The organism is Octadecabacter antarcticus 307 (assembly GCF_000155675.2).
In the GTDB taxonomy this organism is placed as follows: Bacteria; Pseudomonadota; Alphaproteobacteria; order Rhodobacterales; family Rhodobacteraceae; genus Octadecabacter; species Octadecabacter antarcticus.
Genome location: NC_020911.1, coordinates 3,272,013 through 3,290,023 on the forward strand (window position 1 = coordinate 3,272,013; position 18,011 = coordinate 3,290,023).

The following is an 18,011-nucleotide window of genomic DNA, read 5'->3' on the forward strand; positions in this document are numbered from 1 at the left end:
TCCCACGGCGCCATTTTTCACATGTTTAATCTTGAACCTAGTGGGCGACAGGCTGCGTCCCTGCATCTCGCGCCCGCAAGGCGGCATCGGCGGCAGCTGCATCTTCCGCCTCCTGGTCCCATTCAACAGCGCTCGGCGAACGGGTCAGCGCATGCTTGAGCACCTCGGACACATGCGTCACGGGGATAATCTCAAGTCCCTCTTTGACGTTGTCTGGGATGTCCGCCAAGTCTTTGACGTTCTCCTCTGGGATCAAAACCGTCTTGATGCCACCACGCAATGCCGCAAGCAGTTTTTCCTTCAAACCGCCGATTGGCATCGCATTGCCCCGCAAAGACACCTCGCCTGTCATCGCAATATCGCGGCGCACCGGAATCTTCGTCAGCACCGATACAATCGACGTCACCATCGCCAGACCGGCACTCGGCCCGTCCTTTGGCGTCGCGCCGTCGGGCACGTGCACGTGAATATCCAGCTTGTCAAACTCCGGTGGTTTCACTCCGATTTGCGGCGAAATGGATCGCACATACGACGACGCCGCATCAATGCTTTCCTTCATCACATCCCCAAGCTTACCCGTCGTCTTCATCCGACCCTTACCGGGCAGGCGCAACGCTTCGATATTGAGCAGTTCACCACCAACAGACGTGTAGGCAAGCCCCGTCACAACACCGACCTGATCTTGCTCTTCCGCCAACCCGAAACGGTGCTTTTTCACGCCGAGATAGTCGTCAATGTTGTCTTCATTCACAACAACAGCTGTCGCCTCTTTCTTGACGATCTTGGTCACCGCTTTACGCGCGATCTTGGCGATCTCACGCTCCAAGTTTCGCACGCCAGCCTCACGGGTGTAATAGCGGATGATCGACGTCAGTGCTGAATCCTCAAGCGTGAACTCAGCTGCTTTAAGCCCGTGATTTTTCATCACTTTTTCCAGCAAGTGCTGCTTTGCAATCTCGCGCTTCTCGTCCTCAGTATAGCCTGACAGCGGAATAATCTCCATACGGTCCAGCAATGGGCCCGGCATGTTGTAGCTGTTGGACGTCGTCAAAAACATCACATTGGACAGGTCATATTCGACCTCCAGATAGTGATCTACGAAGGTGCTGTTCTGTTCGGGGTCCAAAACCTCAAGCATTGCAGACGCAGGATCCCCACGCATATCGTTGCCCATCTTGTCAATTTCATCGAGCAAGATCAGCGGGTTCGTTGTCTTCGCCTTTTTCAGCGCCTGAATGATCTTACCGGGCATGGACCCGATATAGGTGCGGCGGTGGCCGCGAATTTCGGACTCGTCACGCACACCCCCAAGGGAAATGCGGATAAATTCGCGCCCTGTCGCCTTGGCGACAGATTTACCAAGCGAGGTTTTGCCAACGCCCGGCGGCCCGACGAGACACATGATCGGCCCCTTCAGCTTCTGGCTGCGCTGCTGCACGGCCAGATATTCGACGATGCGTTCCTTGACCTTCTCAAGCCCGTAGTGGTCGCCATCCAAAATCGCCTCGGCCGCAGCTAGATCTTTTTTGACACGGGATTTCTTGCCCCACGGGATCGACAAAATCCAGTCGAGGTAATTACGCACAACTGTGGCTTCCGCCGACATCGGTGACATGTTCTTGAGCTTCTTCAGTTCCGCATCGACCTTCTCTTTGGCCTCTTTGGACAGCTTGGTGTCAAGTATTCTGGCCTCAAGCTCAGCCACTTCGCCTTCCCCCTCTTCGCCGTCCCCAAGCTCGCGCTGGATCGCTTTCATCTGTTCGTTGAGATAATATTCGCGCTGCGTGCGTTCCATCTGGGTCTTTACGCGGGTCTTGATCTTCTTTTCGACCTGCAACACGGACATTTCGCCCTGCATCAGCCCGTAGACCTTCTCCAAACGTTCAGACACGCTCAGCGATTCAAGCAATTCTTGGCGTTGTTTGACCTCAATCCCCAGGTGCCCCGCGACCAGATCTGCCAGTTTCGCAGGTTCGGACGCCTCAGACACGGCGCCCATTGCTTCTTCGGGGATGTTTTTCTTGGCCTTGGAATAGCGTTCAAATTCTTTGGCGACCGTACGCGTCAGCGCCTCAATCGTGGTCATGTCACCGGGCATTTCGGTTAGATATTCTGCCGATGCTTCAAAATATTTGTCGTTCTCGATGAAACCAGTAATGCGCACCCGTGCGATGCCTTCAACCAACACCTTAACAGTGCCATCGGGCAATTTCAGCAGTTGCAGCACATTGGCCAGAACGCCAGCCTTGTAGATGCCGTCTTGATCCGGATCGTCCACACCGGGGTCGATCTGGCTGGACAGCAGGATTTGCTTGTCGTCGTTCATCACCTCTTCGAGGGCGCTGACAGATTTTTCGCGCCCAACAAAAAGCGGCACGATCATATGGGGGAACACCACAATGTCGCGCAACGGCAGCACTGGGTAGGACGAACTCAACGGTTCACGAATGATTTCTGACATGCTCTTTTTCCTTTGTTAGCAAAACGACGTGTCCCTCTAAAAGGCAACAGTGTCGTTTCCGGTCTTGGCTAGTAATGTGGGGGTCTTGCGCCCGCTTTCAACCAATAACCGCCTCGATTGAAACCATGGTGCCTGTCCCGCAAAGCACCTGCAAGGCGACAATCTGTCAAAATTGGGGATAATTCGAAAAATTCGGGTTATTTTGACGTCATCCAGTGGCGCACATCGGACTTGTGTGTCGGTGTGGTCGGTTCTTGTTGCAAAACCTCGGGCCGCAAACCTGTGACATCGTCAAGGGTTCACAAAAAGTTGCTCAGCGCTGGGCTTTTGGGTTGACTTGGCGCCAACGCCACCAGTTTACAGTTATCGTCCAACGCCATCAGATGTGCGACAGCAACGCGACGGTTCACGCCAGCCTCACCGGGGCGGTTACTGGTCTACTGCGGGTGGTTTCAAACGGTCCAAGGCGGCGCCCAAGCGTCACAGAACAGACCCGGTTGCGCAACGCACGCGGCTGGATAATTTCGTGCGGCGTCGGAATAAGCGACGGCATAAGCAACGGCGAAGACGCGCTGAACAGCAGCGTAAGCATCCGCCAGGTTATGAATGCCAGAATCACAACAGCGACGTTCCCAATGCTGCAGAAATCCCCAATTCGATCGACGCTTTGATTGCCTCGCGTTCGTTTTGTGCGCTGCCCTACTCCCGCTCTGTGTTCCCGCAGACTAGCATTGAAAACAGACCGCACGCCCCCAAAACAGGTTAGGTTTTACAGCGGATCGATATCCCCCTGCGCGCGGGTACGGTGGAAATCAGCCTCCCACGCCGCAAACGTCTGCGTCGCAATCGCATTGCGCATTCCCGCCATGATATCCTGAAAATACGTCAGGTTATGCCACGTCAGCAACATGCCAGAAATCATTTCTTGGCTGCGGAACACATGATGCAAATACGCGCGGGAATAGTTGCTACACGCCGGACAGCCACATCCCTCATCCAGCGGCCGAGGATCATCCGCATGACGCGCGTTTTTGATGTTCAGCACGCCATTGCGGGTAAACACCTGCCCCGTGCGCCCTGATCGGCTCGGCAAAACGCAATCCATCATATCAATGCCACGCTTTACTGCGCCAACAATATCATCCGGTTTGCCGACGCCCATCAAATAGCGCGGCTTTTGTGTGGGCAATTGATCCGGCGCGAAATCAAGACAGCCGAACATTGCCTCCTGCCCCTCACCGACGGCCAGCCCGCCGACGGCGTATCCCTCAAACCCAATCTCCTGCAACGCATCCGCTGATTGCTTGCGCAACCCCTCATCCAACCCGCCCTGCTGGATGCCGAACAGCGCATGTCCAGGGCGACCCCCGAAGGCCACGCGGGACCGCTTGGCCCACCGCATCGACATCTGCATAGAGTCCTCAAGGCGCGCGCGATCCGCTGGCAATGCTGGACATTCATCAAAACACATCACGATATCGGACCCAAGCAGCGCTTGAATCTCCATCGACCGTTCCGGCGTCAGGTTGTGTTTGGACCCGTCATAATGGCTTTGAAACACAACGCCTTCCTCAGTCAGCTTTCGCATCCCCGCGAGGCTCATCACCTGAAATCCACCCGAATCTGTCAAAATAGGGCGGTCCCAGTTCATGAACTTGTGCAAGCCGCCAAGCCGCGCAATCCGTTCCGCCGTGGGACGCAGCATCAAATGATAAGTATTGCCAAGCAAAATATCCGCCCCGGTTTTGCGCACGCTTTCGGGCATCATCGCCTTGACCGTGGCAGCCGTGCCCACAGGCATAAACGCAGGCGTGCGGATGTCGCCGCGCGGGGTGTGCATCACGCCTGTGCGCGCAGCCCCGTCCGTGGCTGCCAGATCAAACGAAAAAGGAACAGTCATAGGGGTCCGCCTTTATCCAATAACAGGCTTGCCGCTACCCGAAATGCCACGCAAACCCAAGACCCTTCTCACGACGTGCACGTCTACACGAAACCGCAACACTTATTTAGGGCTGCAACAGCATCAGCTTTTAATTCGGCGCACACCTGTTAGCTTCTCCGCTGACAAACCCCGAAGGAACGCAACCCATGAGCGATGACACCACAATCAAACTTGGCTGGGAAGAGTGGTTCGGGTTGCCCGACCTCGGGTTGCCAACAATCAAGGCCAAGGTCGACACCGGTGCGCGCACGTCGGCGCTACATGCCTTTGACATCGAAACCTTTGGACCTGCAGCCAAACCCAAGGTGCGCTTTGCGATCCATCCGGTACCAGACCGCGATGATCTGACGATCCCGTGTTCTGCGTTGGTGGTAGATCGCCGCGAAGTCACGTCGTCCAACGGCGAAACCGAAATGCGCTATGTGATTGAAACCATGCTCGACGCGGGCAACGGCAATAGCTGGCCGATCGAAGTGACACTGACGCACCGTGGTGGCATGTCCAGCCGCATGTTGTTGGGCCGCCAAGCCCTGCGCGATGACGTCATCGTCATGCCCACCGACCGCTTTCTGCGTCCTGAACGCAGCTACGACGTTTATTCGGCCAAACGCATCAAGTCCGTTACGCCAAGCCGCGCACTGCGCGTCTGTGTTCTCAGTCGTGAACCCAACAGCTACTCCACCAAACGCCTCGTGCTTGAGGGCGAAAAACGCGGCCATGTTGTTGAAGTCATTGACACAACGCGCTGCTACATGGCGATCAACGCATTGGCCCCAGAAATCCATTACGACGGCGCGCGCCTGCCCCGCTACGATGTTGTTATTCCACGCATCGGCGCCTCCGTCACGTCCTACGGCACCGCCGTTTTGCGCCAGTTTGAAACGCTCGGCACCTATTGCGTCAACGGCAGCGCTGGCATTACCGCCAGCCGCGACAAATTGCACGCACATCAGGTCCTCGCAGGTCACAAAATCGGCATGCCTACGACGGCGTTTGCGGCCTCCCCCAAAGACACGTCCAACCTGATCGGGCTGGTCGGCACCGCGCCCCTGATCGTGAAACTGCTGGAATCCACCCAAGGCAAAGGCGTCGTGCTTGCCGAAACTAAAAAAGCCGCCGAATCCGTGATCGACGCGTTTCGCGGGTTGAAGGCGAATTTCTTGGTGCAAGACTTCGTCAAAGAAGCCAGCGGCGAAGACATCCGCTGCTTCGTTGTCGCCGGCAAAGTCGTGGCATCGATGCGCCGCAAATCGGCGGGCGATGATTTCCGATCAAACCTGCACCGTGGCGGCACAGCCGAAAGCTGCAAGATATCAGCCGAAGAACGCCGCATGGCAACTAAATCCGCCAAAGCGTTCAACCTTGGGCTGGCGGGCGTTGACCTGTTGCGCTCAAACGACGGGCCGAAAATCCTCGAAGTGAATTCGTCGCCGGGGTTTGAAGGCATCGAAGCCGCGAGTAAGAAAAACCTCGCGGGCCAACTGTTTGATCACATCGAAAATCAAGTTCGCCCCGCACCGCTCAAGGCCACGCGCAAAAAGCTCTGACTGATTTTGTACCTACCATGCAATCGGGAGCCAATTTTTGTACAAAACGTGTGGGTTTGCCGCATACGCAGCCCTTTACGCCCGCGATTCTAATCCCTATATGTTTTGTCAGGAATTACAGGAATAATTGACATGTCCGATGCAAATACCCCGATGGAAGGCACTCCGCTGATCCAGCCGTCCACCACGGATCACCCGCTTTACGACAATGTCGTTGAGGCATGCCGCTCCGTCTATGATCCAGAAATTCCTGTTAATATTCAAGATCTTGGGTTAATTTACACGATCAAAATCAATGACGAGAACGAGGTGAAAGTGCTTATGTCACTCACCGCACCAGGGTGTCCTGTAGCAGGCGAAATGCCCGGCTGGGTCGCAGACGCGATTGAACCCTTGGCAGGCGTCAAAACTGTCGATGTGGAATTAGTCTGGGAACCACAATGGGGCATGGACATGATGTCCGATGAAGCCCGCCTTGAGTTGGGCTTTATGTAGAGAAAGCCATTTAGCTTGCATTTTACAAAAGAAAGCAATATAGCTTGCTTTTTAAGTAGGTGTTAGATGGCACTTTGTGTTCTTACAGGTGATATTGTCGGGTCGACTGAGCTGTCGGCAGCTGAGCTTTTTGAAATTGGCCAGATTCTAGCTGACGCCAGCAGTAATCTTCAACTTGTGGCAGGACCTCCTCACTTTGATATTCATCGCGGTGACGGATGGCAGGCCACCTTCACTAATCGACGAAAGGCATTACGGGTCGCACTTCTATTTCGCGCAGTTCTCCTTGCGCGAAATGACAAGTATGAAACCCGTATTGCCATCGCATTAGGTAGTGAGAGCCTTGAAAATAAAGATATTTCTAAGGCAACTTCACCAACATTTATCATATCTGGTCGCACATTGGACACCATGTCAGACGATCACTTCATGGCCCATGCATCAGGTGGGTCACACCATGCCGCAACAGTTCTCGCAGACTATATTAGCCGCAGCTGGACCACTGCGCAGGCCCGCGCGATTGCTCCCTTTCTCCATCCAGCTGAATCTTGGACACAAAAAGAAGTCGCGCGTATCCTCGGCATCTCCCGCCAAGCCGTCGGCCAAGCCCTCGACGCCGCAGGCTACCCCGCAATCAAAGCCGCCCTCACCGCAATTGAGGAGCAAGCATAATGACTTTCTTTTCCAAAAAGAAGGTCAAATCACTTGCAGAGGCAACCCCATGATCGCGACGTTCACAGCCCTGATCTTCGCCCACGTCCTTGCCGATTTCATGCTGCAAAACAGCGCAATGGTGAAACACAGACGCGACCCGCGCGTCATGGCCCTGCACACCGCCATTGTCCTTTTAACAGCCCAAGCAACAACCGGCCAATTCGCTGCGCCAGAACTGCTCGCGCTCACGGTGGCCCACTTGATCATCGATTGCATCAAAACTTACGGCGGCTTTCGCACCTTCACAGCATTCATGGTCGACCAAATCGCCCACATCACAACCATCGCAGGGATCGCCAGCTTTGCCCCGACCCTTTGGATCACGGGCGCATGGGCCACGCATCCTTGGATTCTCCCAGCTATGGCACTTCTCACAGGCCTCATCGTCACGCTCACGGCAGGTCAACATGCCATCGCACTGCTGATGCGACCACATACAATGCACATACGTAACAATGGTTTACGTGATGGTGGCCGCCAGATAGGGCTGCTCGAACGTGGGCTCATCGTCCTCTTTATCCTCACAAACCTCCCGATCGCAGTTGGCTTCCTAATCGGCGCGAAATCCATCCTGCGTTTTGGTACCGCGTCGCGCGATCAACGCACCGCAGAATACGTTATTATCGGCACGCTCGCCTCATTTGGTTGGGCCATCCTTGCTGCTCTCGCAACACAGGCCGCACTCGTCCACCTTCCCCCCCTTGAGATCGTGCCACCAGCACCCTAGATTATACCTAAAGGAGACTTAATATGTTCGGCATTCCAGGCAAACAAGCAGTATCCATCACTGACAAAGCTGCGATCCAGATCGCCAAGCTTATGGCCAAAGAGGGCAACCAAGGCTTGCGCATTGGGGTCAAAAAAGGCGGCTGTGCAGGCATGGAATACACCATGGATTACGTCGCTGACGTCGATCCGCTGGACGAAGTCGTGGAACAGGACGGCGCGCGCGTGATGATCGCACCTATGGCGCAGATGTTCCTTTTCGGCACGGAAATCGACTACGAAGTTTCCCTGCTCGAATCCGGTTTCAAGTTCCGCAATCCCAACGTCACAGAGGCCTGCGGTTGCGGTGAGTCGATCAAGTTCGACGAAAGTCTTAGCATATGAGCGTCACCCCAGAATAGATTGAATTCGCAGCCGATTTATTCTCTGATCTAGGGCGGCTCAACAGCTATAAAATGATGCGGGACCTGTGTCGTTATTCAGACGAAACCATTTTTGCAATCGTGCATTCTGACGATGGCACGATGCTCAAGGGTGCAGGTGCATTCAAAGACGCACTCGACGCGATGGGCATGACCCGGTGGACCTATCAGCGCGACAATTCACCGAAACCGACGGCGATGCCGTATTGGAAACTGCCCGACAGTGCGCTCGATAATCCAGATGAGGCCTGCGATTTGGCACGTCGCGCCTTGGCACACTTGTAATCCAACCTAACGTCGCGCCTTGGCACACTTGTAATCCAACCTAGACGTTGAGAGCGGCGACCGCCTGCGCTGCAGCTACCGGCGTTGTGAAAACAGTGATGCCTTGCGCCTCAAGCTCTGGCGCCGCCACCGCCATCGACGCCTGCGCCAACAAGACCCGCGATCCCTGCCCCGTGACAGATGACACAATTGAATTTGCAAAACCTATCAAATCGCCAGCCTCAAAATACGGCCAAGCCGCATCACACAGCACCAACTTTGCCACAGCGCGGCCTGCCGACACGTGGTCAAACAGCGCCAACGTCGTTGCCCGCGTACTTTCCAGACAGATTGCCACAACGACCTCGCCGCCATGCGCCACCGCTGCAACCATCGCAGGCCGGTCGATCCGCACAATTTTGTCCATCCCAACCGAATCCACCAACGGCCCCAAGGTCGAACAGGTACACAACACTGGCCCCGATTGTGCCAGTTCTCGCAGCAACGCTGTCACCTCAACCGCCAAAGCCGCCACGCCATCGGCCCACGCGCGATCCAGCAAATCAGCCCGCACAACGTGTTTAGCGTCGGGCAATAGGGTCCCGAATGTCGCCACATGGGCTTGGGCCGTATGCAGACAGGTGATCATGGCTTATCCTTCAAATGCAGATAGGTTTCATCAAAGCGCCTTTGCAAATGATCGACAGCTCGGATGACTTTACCTGACCCGACTGGGGCCACATTGGTAGATGCATTGGGGTTGTAAAACAAAGGCACAGACATGCGTTCAACAGCACCACCAACAACGCGGTGCGGCGTTGCCACGACGCGCTTTTTCGTCCACATTTCAAGCATTTCACCGAAATTCACCACAAACTCCCCAACGGGCGCAGACACCGGGCTCCACCCGCCACCGCGCCTGCGCACTTCCAATCCAGGTGTGCCATCCATGGCCAGCAATGTCAGGCAGCCGTAATCCGTGTGCGTCGCGATGCCAAAATCTTTGCCTCCCGCCCACGCGGGACGTTGCGGATAATAATTGCCCCGAAGCAGGGCCATGGGCTGGTCGAACTGGGCACGGAAATACCCCTCATCATCGCCAATCCCACCCACAATAGCGGCCAGAACATCGCCAGAAAACGCCAGTGCACGGGCATAGTAATTCTCAATCGCAACGCGAAAACCAACAGGCAGCACCGGCCATTGATTGGGCGCATATGCGGGCAAATCAGACCCCGCCACCTCAAATCCTGAATCGAAAATCTGTTTATAATCAGGGCTTGCATGCGGATCGACCTGTTCACTGCCGCCAGCACCCCAACCCCGGTTGGATCCAGTCCGCGCCATGTCGACCACGTCTTTTTGTGCCGTGGGGAGCGCAAAAAAGCTGCGATACGCCGCGAACACGTCTGCAATATCACCCGCCGGAATAGGCGTGTTGTGCAGTGTCAGAAAACCGACTTCGTGGGCCGCCACGCGCACCTGTTCAACGACCGACCTGTCAGCTTCCAACAATGCCTGCGCATCAATCCTCGGGATCATCGCCTACCCTTTCGCTTACACTCCCCACTTGCTACATCATGATACATCAAATGAGGAGAGTGAGATGCGCAAACTGATCGCAGGCAATTGGAAAATGAACGGAACGCAGGAAGATCTGCCAGATCTGGACACGCTGGCAAAAGCCCACGGCGATGCCAGCGTTGATGTTGTGATTTGCGGCCCTGCGACGCTGCTTGGCCGCATGACGACGACGGGTCTGACCATCGGCGGCCAGGACTGCCACCCCAGCACGTCCGGAGCCCACACGGGCGATATTTCCGCCCCGATGATCGTAGACGCCGGCGCAACCTACGTCATCACAGGTCATTCCGAACGGCGCACCGATCACCACGAAGACGACGCATTGGTCATGGCCAAAACAGCAGCGGGATGGCACGCAGGACTGCATGTCATATTGTGCATCGGCGAATCCGAAGCCCAATACCGCAATGGCGAAACCCTCAATGTTTTGCGCGCGCAAATGGACCGCTCCATTCCCGACGGGGCCACCCCAGAAACAACGACAATTGCCTATGAGCCCATCTGGGCCATCGGCACAGGGCTCACACCAACCCCTGATGAAATCGCAGCCGTCCACGCGGCCCTGCGGGCTTATCTTGAAGCACGCTTTGGCGCGGCTGGAACTGCCATGCGCCTCCTCTACGGCGGCTCTGTCAAAGCCAGCAACGCCGGTGGAATTTTTTTGCTGCCGAACGTCGATGGCGCATTGGTTGGCGGTGCCTCCCTCAAAGCCGCCGACTTCTCCCCGATCATTACCGCCCTCGAGCAAAGCGCCTAAGCCTTTCCGCTTCTTTGGTTAAAAAATACCTATTCCACAAAAACAAAAGGCGACGCCCCAACTTCTGAGCGTCGCCTTTCAGTTTTTCGTATCTAGAATGCGCAGTAGCGCTCCTTTGACTACCGTCATCCCCCTTATCTAATCCAAGAACCGGATTCCACCTTATGGGATAAGGGCGGCTAGTTCGTTATAATCTCCGGCCCCATGTAGGCGGTCGGCAGTACTGTGGACAGCCATGGGATATAAGTGATCAAAATCAAGAACACGAACAGCACCGCAAGGAACGGCAGCGCCGCGCGCACGACCCGCATCATCGACATATTCGCGACACCAGATGTGACGAAAAGGTTAAGTCCCACAGGTGGCGTTATCATCCCGATTTCCATGTTCACGACCATGATGATACCAAGGTGAATGGGGTCAATGCCAAGCGTGATTGCGATCGGGAACACCAGTGGCGCGACAATCACGATAAGGCCGGACGGTTCCATAAACTGGCCACCAATCAACAGAATGATGTTGACGATAATCAGGAAGGTGACAGGGCCCAACCCTGCGGCCAGCATGGCCTCGGTGATGTGTTGCGGAATCTGTTCATCCGTCAGAACATGCTTCAAAATCAGCGCATTGGCGATGATGAACATCAGCATGATCGTGAGCTTGCCCGCCTCAAGCAGGGTCGCCTTGGTGTCACGGTGAAAGAACGCGGGGATCGCAAAGATCACATTCTCGACGTTCGCGCGGACAAGGTTCTTGCCGCCTACCATCATCGACTGCCCAAACCCGCCGCCAGCAACCGCCAACCGCTGCGCACCGCGCACCAATGAAAACGTGAACACCGCTGGTGGCAGCAGAATGATAAAGATTGACCCGATGATCTGGATGATCGCAAACAACGTCGCCGCATCCCCCGCGATGATCCGCACGATCAAATATAACGTCGGCATCACGCCAAAGATCGCAACAGCCACGGTGGCCAATTGCAAACCCTTGCCCGCAGGCACCGCTTTGGACATCAGTAAGGCCAGCACGAAGGCCACCACAAAAAACGCGCCCGCCGCGACAAAGGCTATCCACATTGGCTGGCCCATCATAAAACAACCAACCGCGTAAAGAATGAACGTCACCAACGTGAAACCCCAAACGCGCAGTCCCAACAGACCGATGTCCGCCTCCCCTTCGGGTAACCAAGACCGCCCCTTAAGCGGCCCCATATCGCGGTAGATAAAGATCGACACGATGAACGCATAGATTGATGCGATGGCCGCCGCTTCGGTGGGTGTGAACACGCCGCCATAGATGCCACCCAAGATCACAACCATCAGGAACAACCCCCATGACGCATCAAGGATTGAGGAAAAAATCTGCTCCCACCCCTGCCATTCGCCTTTGGGCAGGTTCTTGATGCGCGCGATGACATAGATTGTCACCATCAACATAGACCCCGCCAACAGGCCGGGGATCACACCTGCAAGGAACATCCGACCCACGGACACATCCGTCGCAGAGGCGTAAACCACCATCACAATCGATGGCGGGATTAAGATGCCAAGTGTGCCCGCATTACAAATCACGCCAGCTGCGAAATCCTTAGTGTAGCCAGATTTGACCATGCCTGCGATCACGATTGATCCAACGGCCACTACGGTCGCGGGCGATGATCCAGACAATGCTGCGAACAACATACAGGCCAACACACCCGCAATCGCCAAACCACCGCGCACGTGGCCAATCACGGCGATCGCAAAATCAATAATCCGCCGCGCCACGCCGCCCGTCGACATAAATGACGACGCAAGGATGAAGAACGGGATCGCCAGTAGCGTGTAATGCCCTGCCATCGCCTGATACAGCGACTGCGCCACCGACGCCAAAGAACTGTCTGACAGCACCAGTAAGAACAACGTCGAGGAAAGGCCAAGGGACACTGCGATCGGCACGCCAATGGCAAGGAGGGCAATCACCATCCCGAATAGAATTGCGACATCCATTTTATGTGTCCTCACTCAGGGATTTTCCCGCGTCTTCGACTGCATCTTCAGCCTCGTGGCTGACGATAATCATATCAATTTCACCGCGCAAAATACGCACCAGCGACTGCACCAGACGATACAACATCAACGCCATTGCGAACGGAACGATCATATAGGGAATAAAACGCGGCATTTTTTCATAAGGCTCACCGACGTTGAATGTGTTTTCCAACCACGTCTGGCCAAACGGGATCGGCAGTTGTTCCGTTTCATACCAACCCTGATCGCGCGTATTTTCAAAGAAACCACCAAAGGTGAACCCGAACAAACCAGCACCATCTTCGGCCCGGACGATTCCCGGAATGACCCGCCCAGTGGTGGCGTCCAATCCGGCAAACGGCGCCCAGTAGTCCCAGCCGCCCTTCAACAAAAGCATGGCATAGAAAATACAAACCAGTGACGCCCAAATGCCCATGCGTTTGCGTAATTTCGGCCCAACCAAATTCAAAACCGCGTCTACCCCAAGGTGACTAACCACTTTGAAACCGTACGAAATACCAAACAAAACCAGCCATGCGAACAGGACGAGCGTAAGCTCAAGCCCCCAAATCAGCTGACTGTTAAATCCATAGCGCATCACGACGTTGATGAACGTGACGACTGTCATCAAGCCAAGCAGCACTGCAATAATGCTCTCTTCGAGCGTGTGAACAATCGCGCCCGCGCGACTTTTCGGATGATCGGCCCCAGACATGTTTCGCCCCCCTGCGCGACGTGTGCGGATCGGCCACTTAAAATGGCCGATCCAGAAGTAATGCAATCAAAACTCCGGCTTACAGCGCCGCGTTGATCGCTTGTGCTGCGTCGATGTTGTCTTGGCCTACGTCCTCGACAAACTGCTCCCAGACGGGTTTCATTGTCTCAACCCAAACTGCGCGCTGCTCTGACGTTAGTTCAAGAATGGTGCCGCCTGCGTCGATAATGGACTGCTTGGCAACCTCGTTCACTGCAAAGGATTCAGCGTTACGCATCGTCGTGACTTCATCCAGAATGGTCAGGAACTGGTCGCGCACATCGGCGTCCAAAGAGTCGAGAAAATCAACAGACGTCACAACAAGATAGTCGATGATGCCGTGGTTGGTTTCTGTCGTCCCGTCTTGAACTTCAAAGAACTTTTGACCCCAAACGTTAGACCATGTGTTCTCCTGACCGTCGACAACACCTGTCTGCAAAGCGCCGTATACTTCGGAAAACGCCATTGGTTGCGGCGATGCGCCCATGGCTTCCATCTGTGCGACAAGAACATCAGACGCCTGAACGCGAAACTTCAGACCTTCTGCATCCGTTGGCAATGCCAGCGGCACGTTTGCCGACATCTGCTTCATGCCATTGTGCCAGTACGCCAGACCCTGAAGGCCGCGACGCTGCATGGAATTGAGCATGCCTTGGCCTGTTTCAGACGCTTGGAATTGATCAACCGCGTCGATGTTTGTGAACATGAACGGCAGATCGAAAATGCGGAACTGGCGGGTGAAGGCTTCGAACTTGGACAGCGATGGTGCGGCCAGTTGAACGTCGCCCTGAAGCATCGCTTCAAGCACTTGGTCATCGTTATAAAGCGACGATTGCGGGAACACTTCCATGCACATCACACCGTTCATTTCAGCGTTCACCCGTTCTTGCAGCAATGTTGCCGCGATGCCTTTTGGGTGACGGTCGGTGTTGGTGACGTGGCTAAACTTAACAACGATCTCGCCGTCATCACACCCTTCATGGCCGTCCGCAAATGCGGCACCAGCAGACACCGTCAAAGCAGCGATGGACACTGCATTCATGAGAAACTTCATTGGTTTACTCCCTAGGAATTTTAATCGGTCCGACCCCTCCCGGGCCGACCACCCGCCTATAAAGGGTGAAATGTCGGCCACGAGGAAGAGAAGACTCCAAAAGCCGCCAAAGCATTGGTTAAGAACTATAAAAAACGAACAAAGTCACACTTTATAAACGATCAACGCGGATTGTCACACGCCTGCTACCGCCAACCGTGTGGAAAACCGCACAGTTAGCTGCGAAAATCCTCGGGTTTGATCCGGTGGCGTGTCAGCTTATCATAAAACGTTTTGCGCGCCAGTTTCAGCGCATCAGCGGCTTCGCCAGACCGCCCCTCAGACTGCTGCAGGGCTTCGATCAACAACGACCGTTCCACCTGCGCCAGCTGTTCCGCCAACCCGCTGCCCTTCCCTAATACCAAAGCGTCCTCGTCAGTGCCGCCCGAAATGCGCAAGGCAAACCGCATCGCGGTGTTCATCAGCCCGCGCGCATTGCCCGGCCAATCCTGCGCCATCAGCCCCGCAATGACATCTTGGGTGATTTGCGGTTCAACTAAATTCGCCTGCTCGCAGGCTTGGGCGACATAGTGGCGGAACAGCGCCGGAATATCCTCAGGCCGTTCACGCAGTGCGGGCACATGCACCCGCATCAAATCGAGGCGATAGAACAAGTCCGTGCTAAACCGCCCCTGCGCCACTTCGTCAACGATATCGCGTGATGTGCCGGACAAAACCCGCACTGTTCCGCCCACTTCTAAGGCTTCAAGCAGTGCAAACTGCACGGCGGGCGCCAACGCTGTGACCTCATCCAGATAAAGCGTGCCGGAACCAGCCTCAAGCAAAGCTGCCGCCAAATCAACCGCTGACAATTGCGCCGCAGGGCGCTTGACAAAGGGGCGACTGGCGGCGCCTGACAACAAATGGATTACTTCGGCGATCTTTGGCGTTCCGGTCCCCGGCTCGCCCGTGATCAAGACTTCAGCGTTGGTGCGGGCAACTGTGCGAACCCGCCCGCGCAATGCATCTGACATCGCGGACACACCAACCAGCATCCGCGCCGCCGCATCGCCGCGATCCAGTTCCAGCTTGAGGCGGCGATTTTCAATAACCAGTGTTCGCGCCTGCAACGCTTTCGCAACGACTGCCAATAACTCCTTGGCACCACAGGGTTTTTCCAAGAATGCAAAGGCACCTTCTGACATCGCTTTGACGGCCATAGGAATGTCACCTTCGCCCGTCAGCAAAATCACCGGCAATTCCGGATCCACCTTTCGCACGTGGTCCAGCAGGAAAAATCCATCCCGCCCGGGCATACGGATATCCGTGACAATCACCCCATCAAAACTGGTGGAAATATGATCCTTGGCCTCAACATAAGATCCCGCCCTTACGGGTACCAAATCGGCCAGTTCAACTGTTTGGCCCAAGGCCTCACGGACGTCACGTTCGTCATCAACGATCAAAACATGGGTGCTCATGGCGCGGCCTCTCGAGGGTGTGTTCCATCCAATGTCACAGTGAAAATCGCACCGCTGCTGGGGTGATTGCGACCACGGATCATACCGCCAAAGCTTTGAACCAAACCATAAGAAATCGACAGCCCTAAACCCATACCATTTTGCCCCACGCCATCCTGTTCTGTTACGTTTTGGTTCACCTTCTTGGTCGTATAGAACGGATCGAAAATGCGGTCCGGTTCGTCCAGACCCGGACCCGTATCGCGCACAAACAGCTCTACCCGCCCATCCACTTGCTCGGTGTCAATCTCGATGCGTCGGACAAAACTCTGGCCTTCCATTGCGTCCATCGCATTGGTCACGAGGTTCAACACAACCTGTTGCAAACGCACCTCTCCGCCGCGCACGATCAGCGGCGTTTCAGGGGCGGTCCAGATTATGTCCACGCCACTGGATTTTGCCCGCGCCTGTGTCATCTCCAACACTGCCACCATGACCGAACGCAGGTCCACATCTGTCAGACCCTCGCTTTCTTGTTTTGCAAAGCTGCGCAGGTTGCGGATGATGCGCCCCATGCGGCGGGCAAGGTCGGCGATACGGCTAAGGTTCTCACCCGCGACGCCCGTATTGCCACGTTCCAAATAACTTTCGGCATTTTCGGCGTAGCTGCGAATGGCCATCAGCGGTTGGTTCAACTCATGGCTGATCCCAGCAGACATTTGCCCTAGCGCGGACAGTTTCCCCGCCTGCACAAGATCGCTTTGCGCCTTCTTAAGCTGCGCCTCTGCCTCCGTGCGTACACGAACTTCGTGGCGCAATTCGGCGTTGGCGTGGGATAATTCTGCAGTGCGGGTCTGTACCGCGCCTTCCAACTTGGCGTTGGCATCCGCCAAGGTGCGGCGGCGTTCTGTGGCCAAAAACAACATCGCGCCAAATGCCAGACAGATCGCAGCCGCAACCCCCGCCTGCAACTGCGCAAGAAGCTGCGCGGGTGCAACGTCCAACAACGCTTCACCGGTCATCTGAATTTCGGGCAGCGCCAACGACAAATGCAGCGCCTTACGTGGCACGTAGCGTTGCCCCTGCACGGTCCAAATCGCACGACCACGACGGTCTACGATCGAATGAGTCATGAAGGGGCGCGGCAAGTCCGGCGCATATTCGGCCGTCGCGCTTCGTGTCGTGCTTTCGACCTCGCGGGCCATAAAAACCATTTCGGAGCGGTTGGAAATAAACGTAACACCCAGTTCATCAGTGAAGAAAACTGTTGGCCGCGCGCCGCGCCAAACGGACTCAACCGCATCAACATCAACAACAACGATCACCACCCCGACCACAGGGCCGGCGTCCGAAAACACCGGCGATGCAAACAGAAACGTGCGCTTGTCGTAGCGTTCCTGTACAAGGTGAAACACCCCCAGCGCGCCATCCATCGCGCGGGTAAAATAGGGTTGATCCGCGTGGATCTCAGCGCCATTGCCTGACGCGGACGCCAATTCGCGCCCGCCAACAGACACCACCAGAATATCCAAACTACCTGTCTTATCAGCCGTTTGACGCAACAAATCTGCCACCCCAGTCGCTTCCCTGTCCCAGTCCCCGTCCACCGTAGCCGCAACTGTGGGATGATCCGCCATCAACACGGCCAATTCACGGTAGCTATGCAACTCACCTGTCAGGCGGTCCGACGCCAGCGCCAGATCGGACCGGCCCCGTTGTGCTAACTGATCAAGTGCGGACATATAACCGACCCATCCGACCCCCGCCGACAACGCCGTTACTGCGACCAGAAAGGTCACGACTGCTATGATGCGAGTGTGCAAGGCGTTTGACATGTGGC

General features: G+C 55.6%; 16 protein-coding genes. 7 read left to right on the top strand and 9 right to left on the bottom strand.

Annotation, left to right across the window (positions count from 1 at the left end):
- Positions 1-37 precede the first annotated feature (37 nt).
- On the bottom strand, positions 38-2,461 hold the full coding sequence (lon, locus tag OAN307_RS16755) for an endopeptidase La (RefSeq protein ID WP_015500803.1): 2,424 nt from the start codon (positions 2,459-2,461) through the stop codon (positions 38-40).
- Positions 2,462-3,230: 769 nt separating this feature from the next.
- Complete coding sequence (gene tgt, locus OAN307_RS16765; protein ID WP_015500805.1) at positions 3,231-4,361, bottom strand: tRNA guanosine(34) transglycosylase Tgt; 1,131 nt, start codon at positions 4,359-4,361, stop codon at positions 3,231-3,233.
- Positions 4,362-4,549: 188 nt separating this feature from the next.
- On the opposite strand from tgt, the gene rimK reads away from it, so the two are divergent.
- The 6 genes from rimK to OAN307_RS16795 all read left to right on the top strand — a co-directional run bounded on the left by rimK (position 4,550) and on the right by OAN307_RS16795 (position 8,592).
- On the top strand, positions 4,550-5,950 hold the full coding sequence (gene rimK, locus OAN307_RS16770; RefSeq protein WP_015500806.1) for a 30S ribosomal protein S6--L-glutamate ligase: 1,401 nt from the start codon (positions 4,550-4,552) through the stop codon (positions 5,948-5,950).
- Positions 5,951-6,082: 132 nt separating this feature from the next.
- Positions 6,083-6,445 (top strand): SUF system Fe-S cluster assembly protein, encoded by a 363-nt coding sequence (locus OAN307_RS16775; protein ID WP_015500807.1) that lies wholly within the window; start codon positions 6,083-6,085, stop codon positions 6,443-6,445.
- 66 nt (positions 6,446-6,511) lie between these two features.
- The gene (locus OAN307_RS16780; RefSeq protein ID WP_015500808.1) at positions 6,512-7,117 is read left to right on the top strand and encodes a MarR family transcriptional regulator; all 606 of its coding nucleotides are present in this window, start codon (positions 6,512-6,514) and stop codon (positions 7,115-7,117) included.
- A gap of 49 nt (positions 7,118-7,166) precedes the next feature.
- Positions 7,167-7,886: a DUF3307 domain-containing protein gene (locus tag OAN307_RS16785; protein ID WP_015500809.1), complete on the top strand. Its 720-nt coding sequence runs from the start codon at positions 7,167-7,169 to the stop codon at positions 7,884-7,886.
- Positions 7,887-7,909: 23 nt separating this feature from the next.
- Positions 7,910-8,269, top strand: a complete 360-nt coding sequence (locus tag OAN307_RS16790) for a HesB/IscA family protein (protein WP_015500810.1) — start codon at positions 7,910-7,912, stop codon at positions 8,267-8,269.
- Positions 8,270-8,286: 17 nt separating this feature from the next.
- Positions 8,287-8,592, top strand: coding sequence for a TfoX/Sxy family protein (locus OAN307_RS16795; RefSeq protein ID WP_275450656.1), 306 nt, complete (start codon positions 8,287-8,289; stop codon positions 8,590-8,592).
- Positions 8,593-8,632: 40 nt separating this feature from the next.
- On the opposite strand, the gene OAN307_RS16800 is transcribed toward OAN307_RS16795, so the two are convergent.
- Both OAN307_RS16800 and OAN307_RS16805 read right to left on the bottom strand, forming a co-directional pair.
- Complete coding sequence (locus OAN307_RS16800; RefSeq protein ID WP_015500812.1) at positions 8,633-9,220, bottom strand: hypothetical protein; 588 nt, start codon at positions 9,218-9,220, stop codon at positions 8,633-8,635.
- Positions 9,217-10,113, bottom strand: coding sequence for an isopenicillin N synthase family dioxygenase (locus OAN307_RS16805; protein ID WP_015500813.1), 897 nt, complete (start codon positions 10,111-10,113; stop codon positions 9,217-9,219). The genes OAN307_RS16800 and OAN307_RS16805 overlap by 4 nt, the downstream gene beginning before the upstream one ends.
- Positions 10,114-10,177: 64 nt before the next feature.
- On the opposite strand from OAN307_RS16805, the gene tpiA reads away from it, so the two are divergent.
- Positions 10,178-10,912 carry a triose-phosphate isomerase gene (gene tpiA, locus OAN307_RS16810; protein ID WP_015500814.1) on the top strand — a complete coding sequence of 245 codons (735 nt, stop codon included), beginning with the start codon at positions 10,178-10,180 and terminating at the stop codon, positions 10,910-10,912.
- 179 nt (positions 10,913-11,091) lie between these two features.
- Here the strand turns inward: tpiA and OAN307_RS16815 are convergent, their stop codons facing one another.
- The 5 genes from OAN307_RS16815 to OAN307_RS16835 form a co-directional block, all read right to left on the bottom strand.
- A complete protein-coding gene (locus OAN307_RS16815) occupies positions 11,092-12,903 on the bottom strand; it encodes a TRAP transporter large permease (RefSeq protein WP_015500815.1) in 1,812 nt (603 codons plus the stop codon).
- 1 nt (position 12,904) lies between these two features.
- The gene (locus tag OAN307_RS16820) at positions 12,905-13,639 is read right to left on the bottom strand and encodes a TRAP transporter small permease (RefSeq protein ID WP_015500816.1); all 735 of its coding nucleotides are present in this window, start codon (positions 13,637-13,639) and stop codon (positions 12,905-12,907) included.
- Positions 13,640-13,718: 79 nt separating this feature from the next.
- Positions 13,719-14,732 (bottom strand): DctP family TRAP transporter solute-binding subunit, encoded by a 1,014-nt coding sequence (locus tag OAN307_RS16825; RefSeq protein ID WP_015500817.1) that lies wholly within the window; start codon positions 14,730-14,732, stop codon positions 13,719-13,721.
- A gap of 215 nt (positions 14,733-14,947) precedes the next feature.
- Positions 14,948-16,192 carry a sigma-54-dependent transcriptional regulator gene (locus OAN307_RS16830; RefSeq protein ID WP_015500818.1) on the bottom strand — a complete coding sequence of 415 codons (1,245 nt, stop codon included), beginning with the start codon at positions 16,190-16,192 and terminating at the stop codon, positions 14,948-14,950.
- Positions 16,189-18,006, bottom strand: a complete 1,818-nt coding sequence (locus tag OAN307_RS16835) for a sensor histidine kinase (protein ID WP_015500819.1) — start codon at positions 18,004-18,006, stop codon at positions 16,189-16,191. Before OAN307_RS16835 ends, OAN307_RS16830 begins: the two co-directional genes overlap by 4 nt.
- Positions 18,007-18,011: the final 5 nt, after the last annotated feature.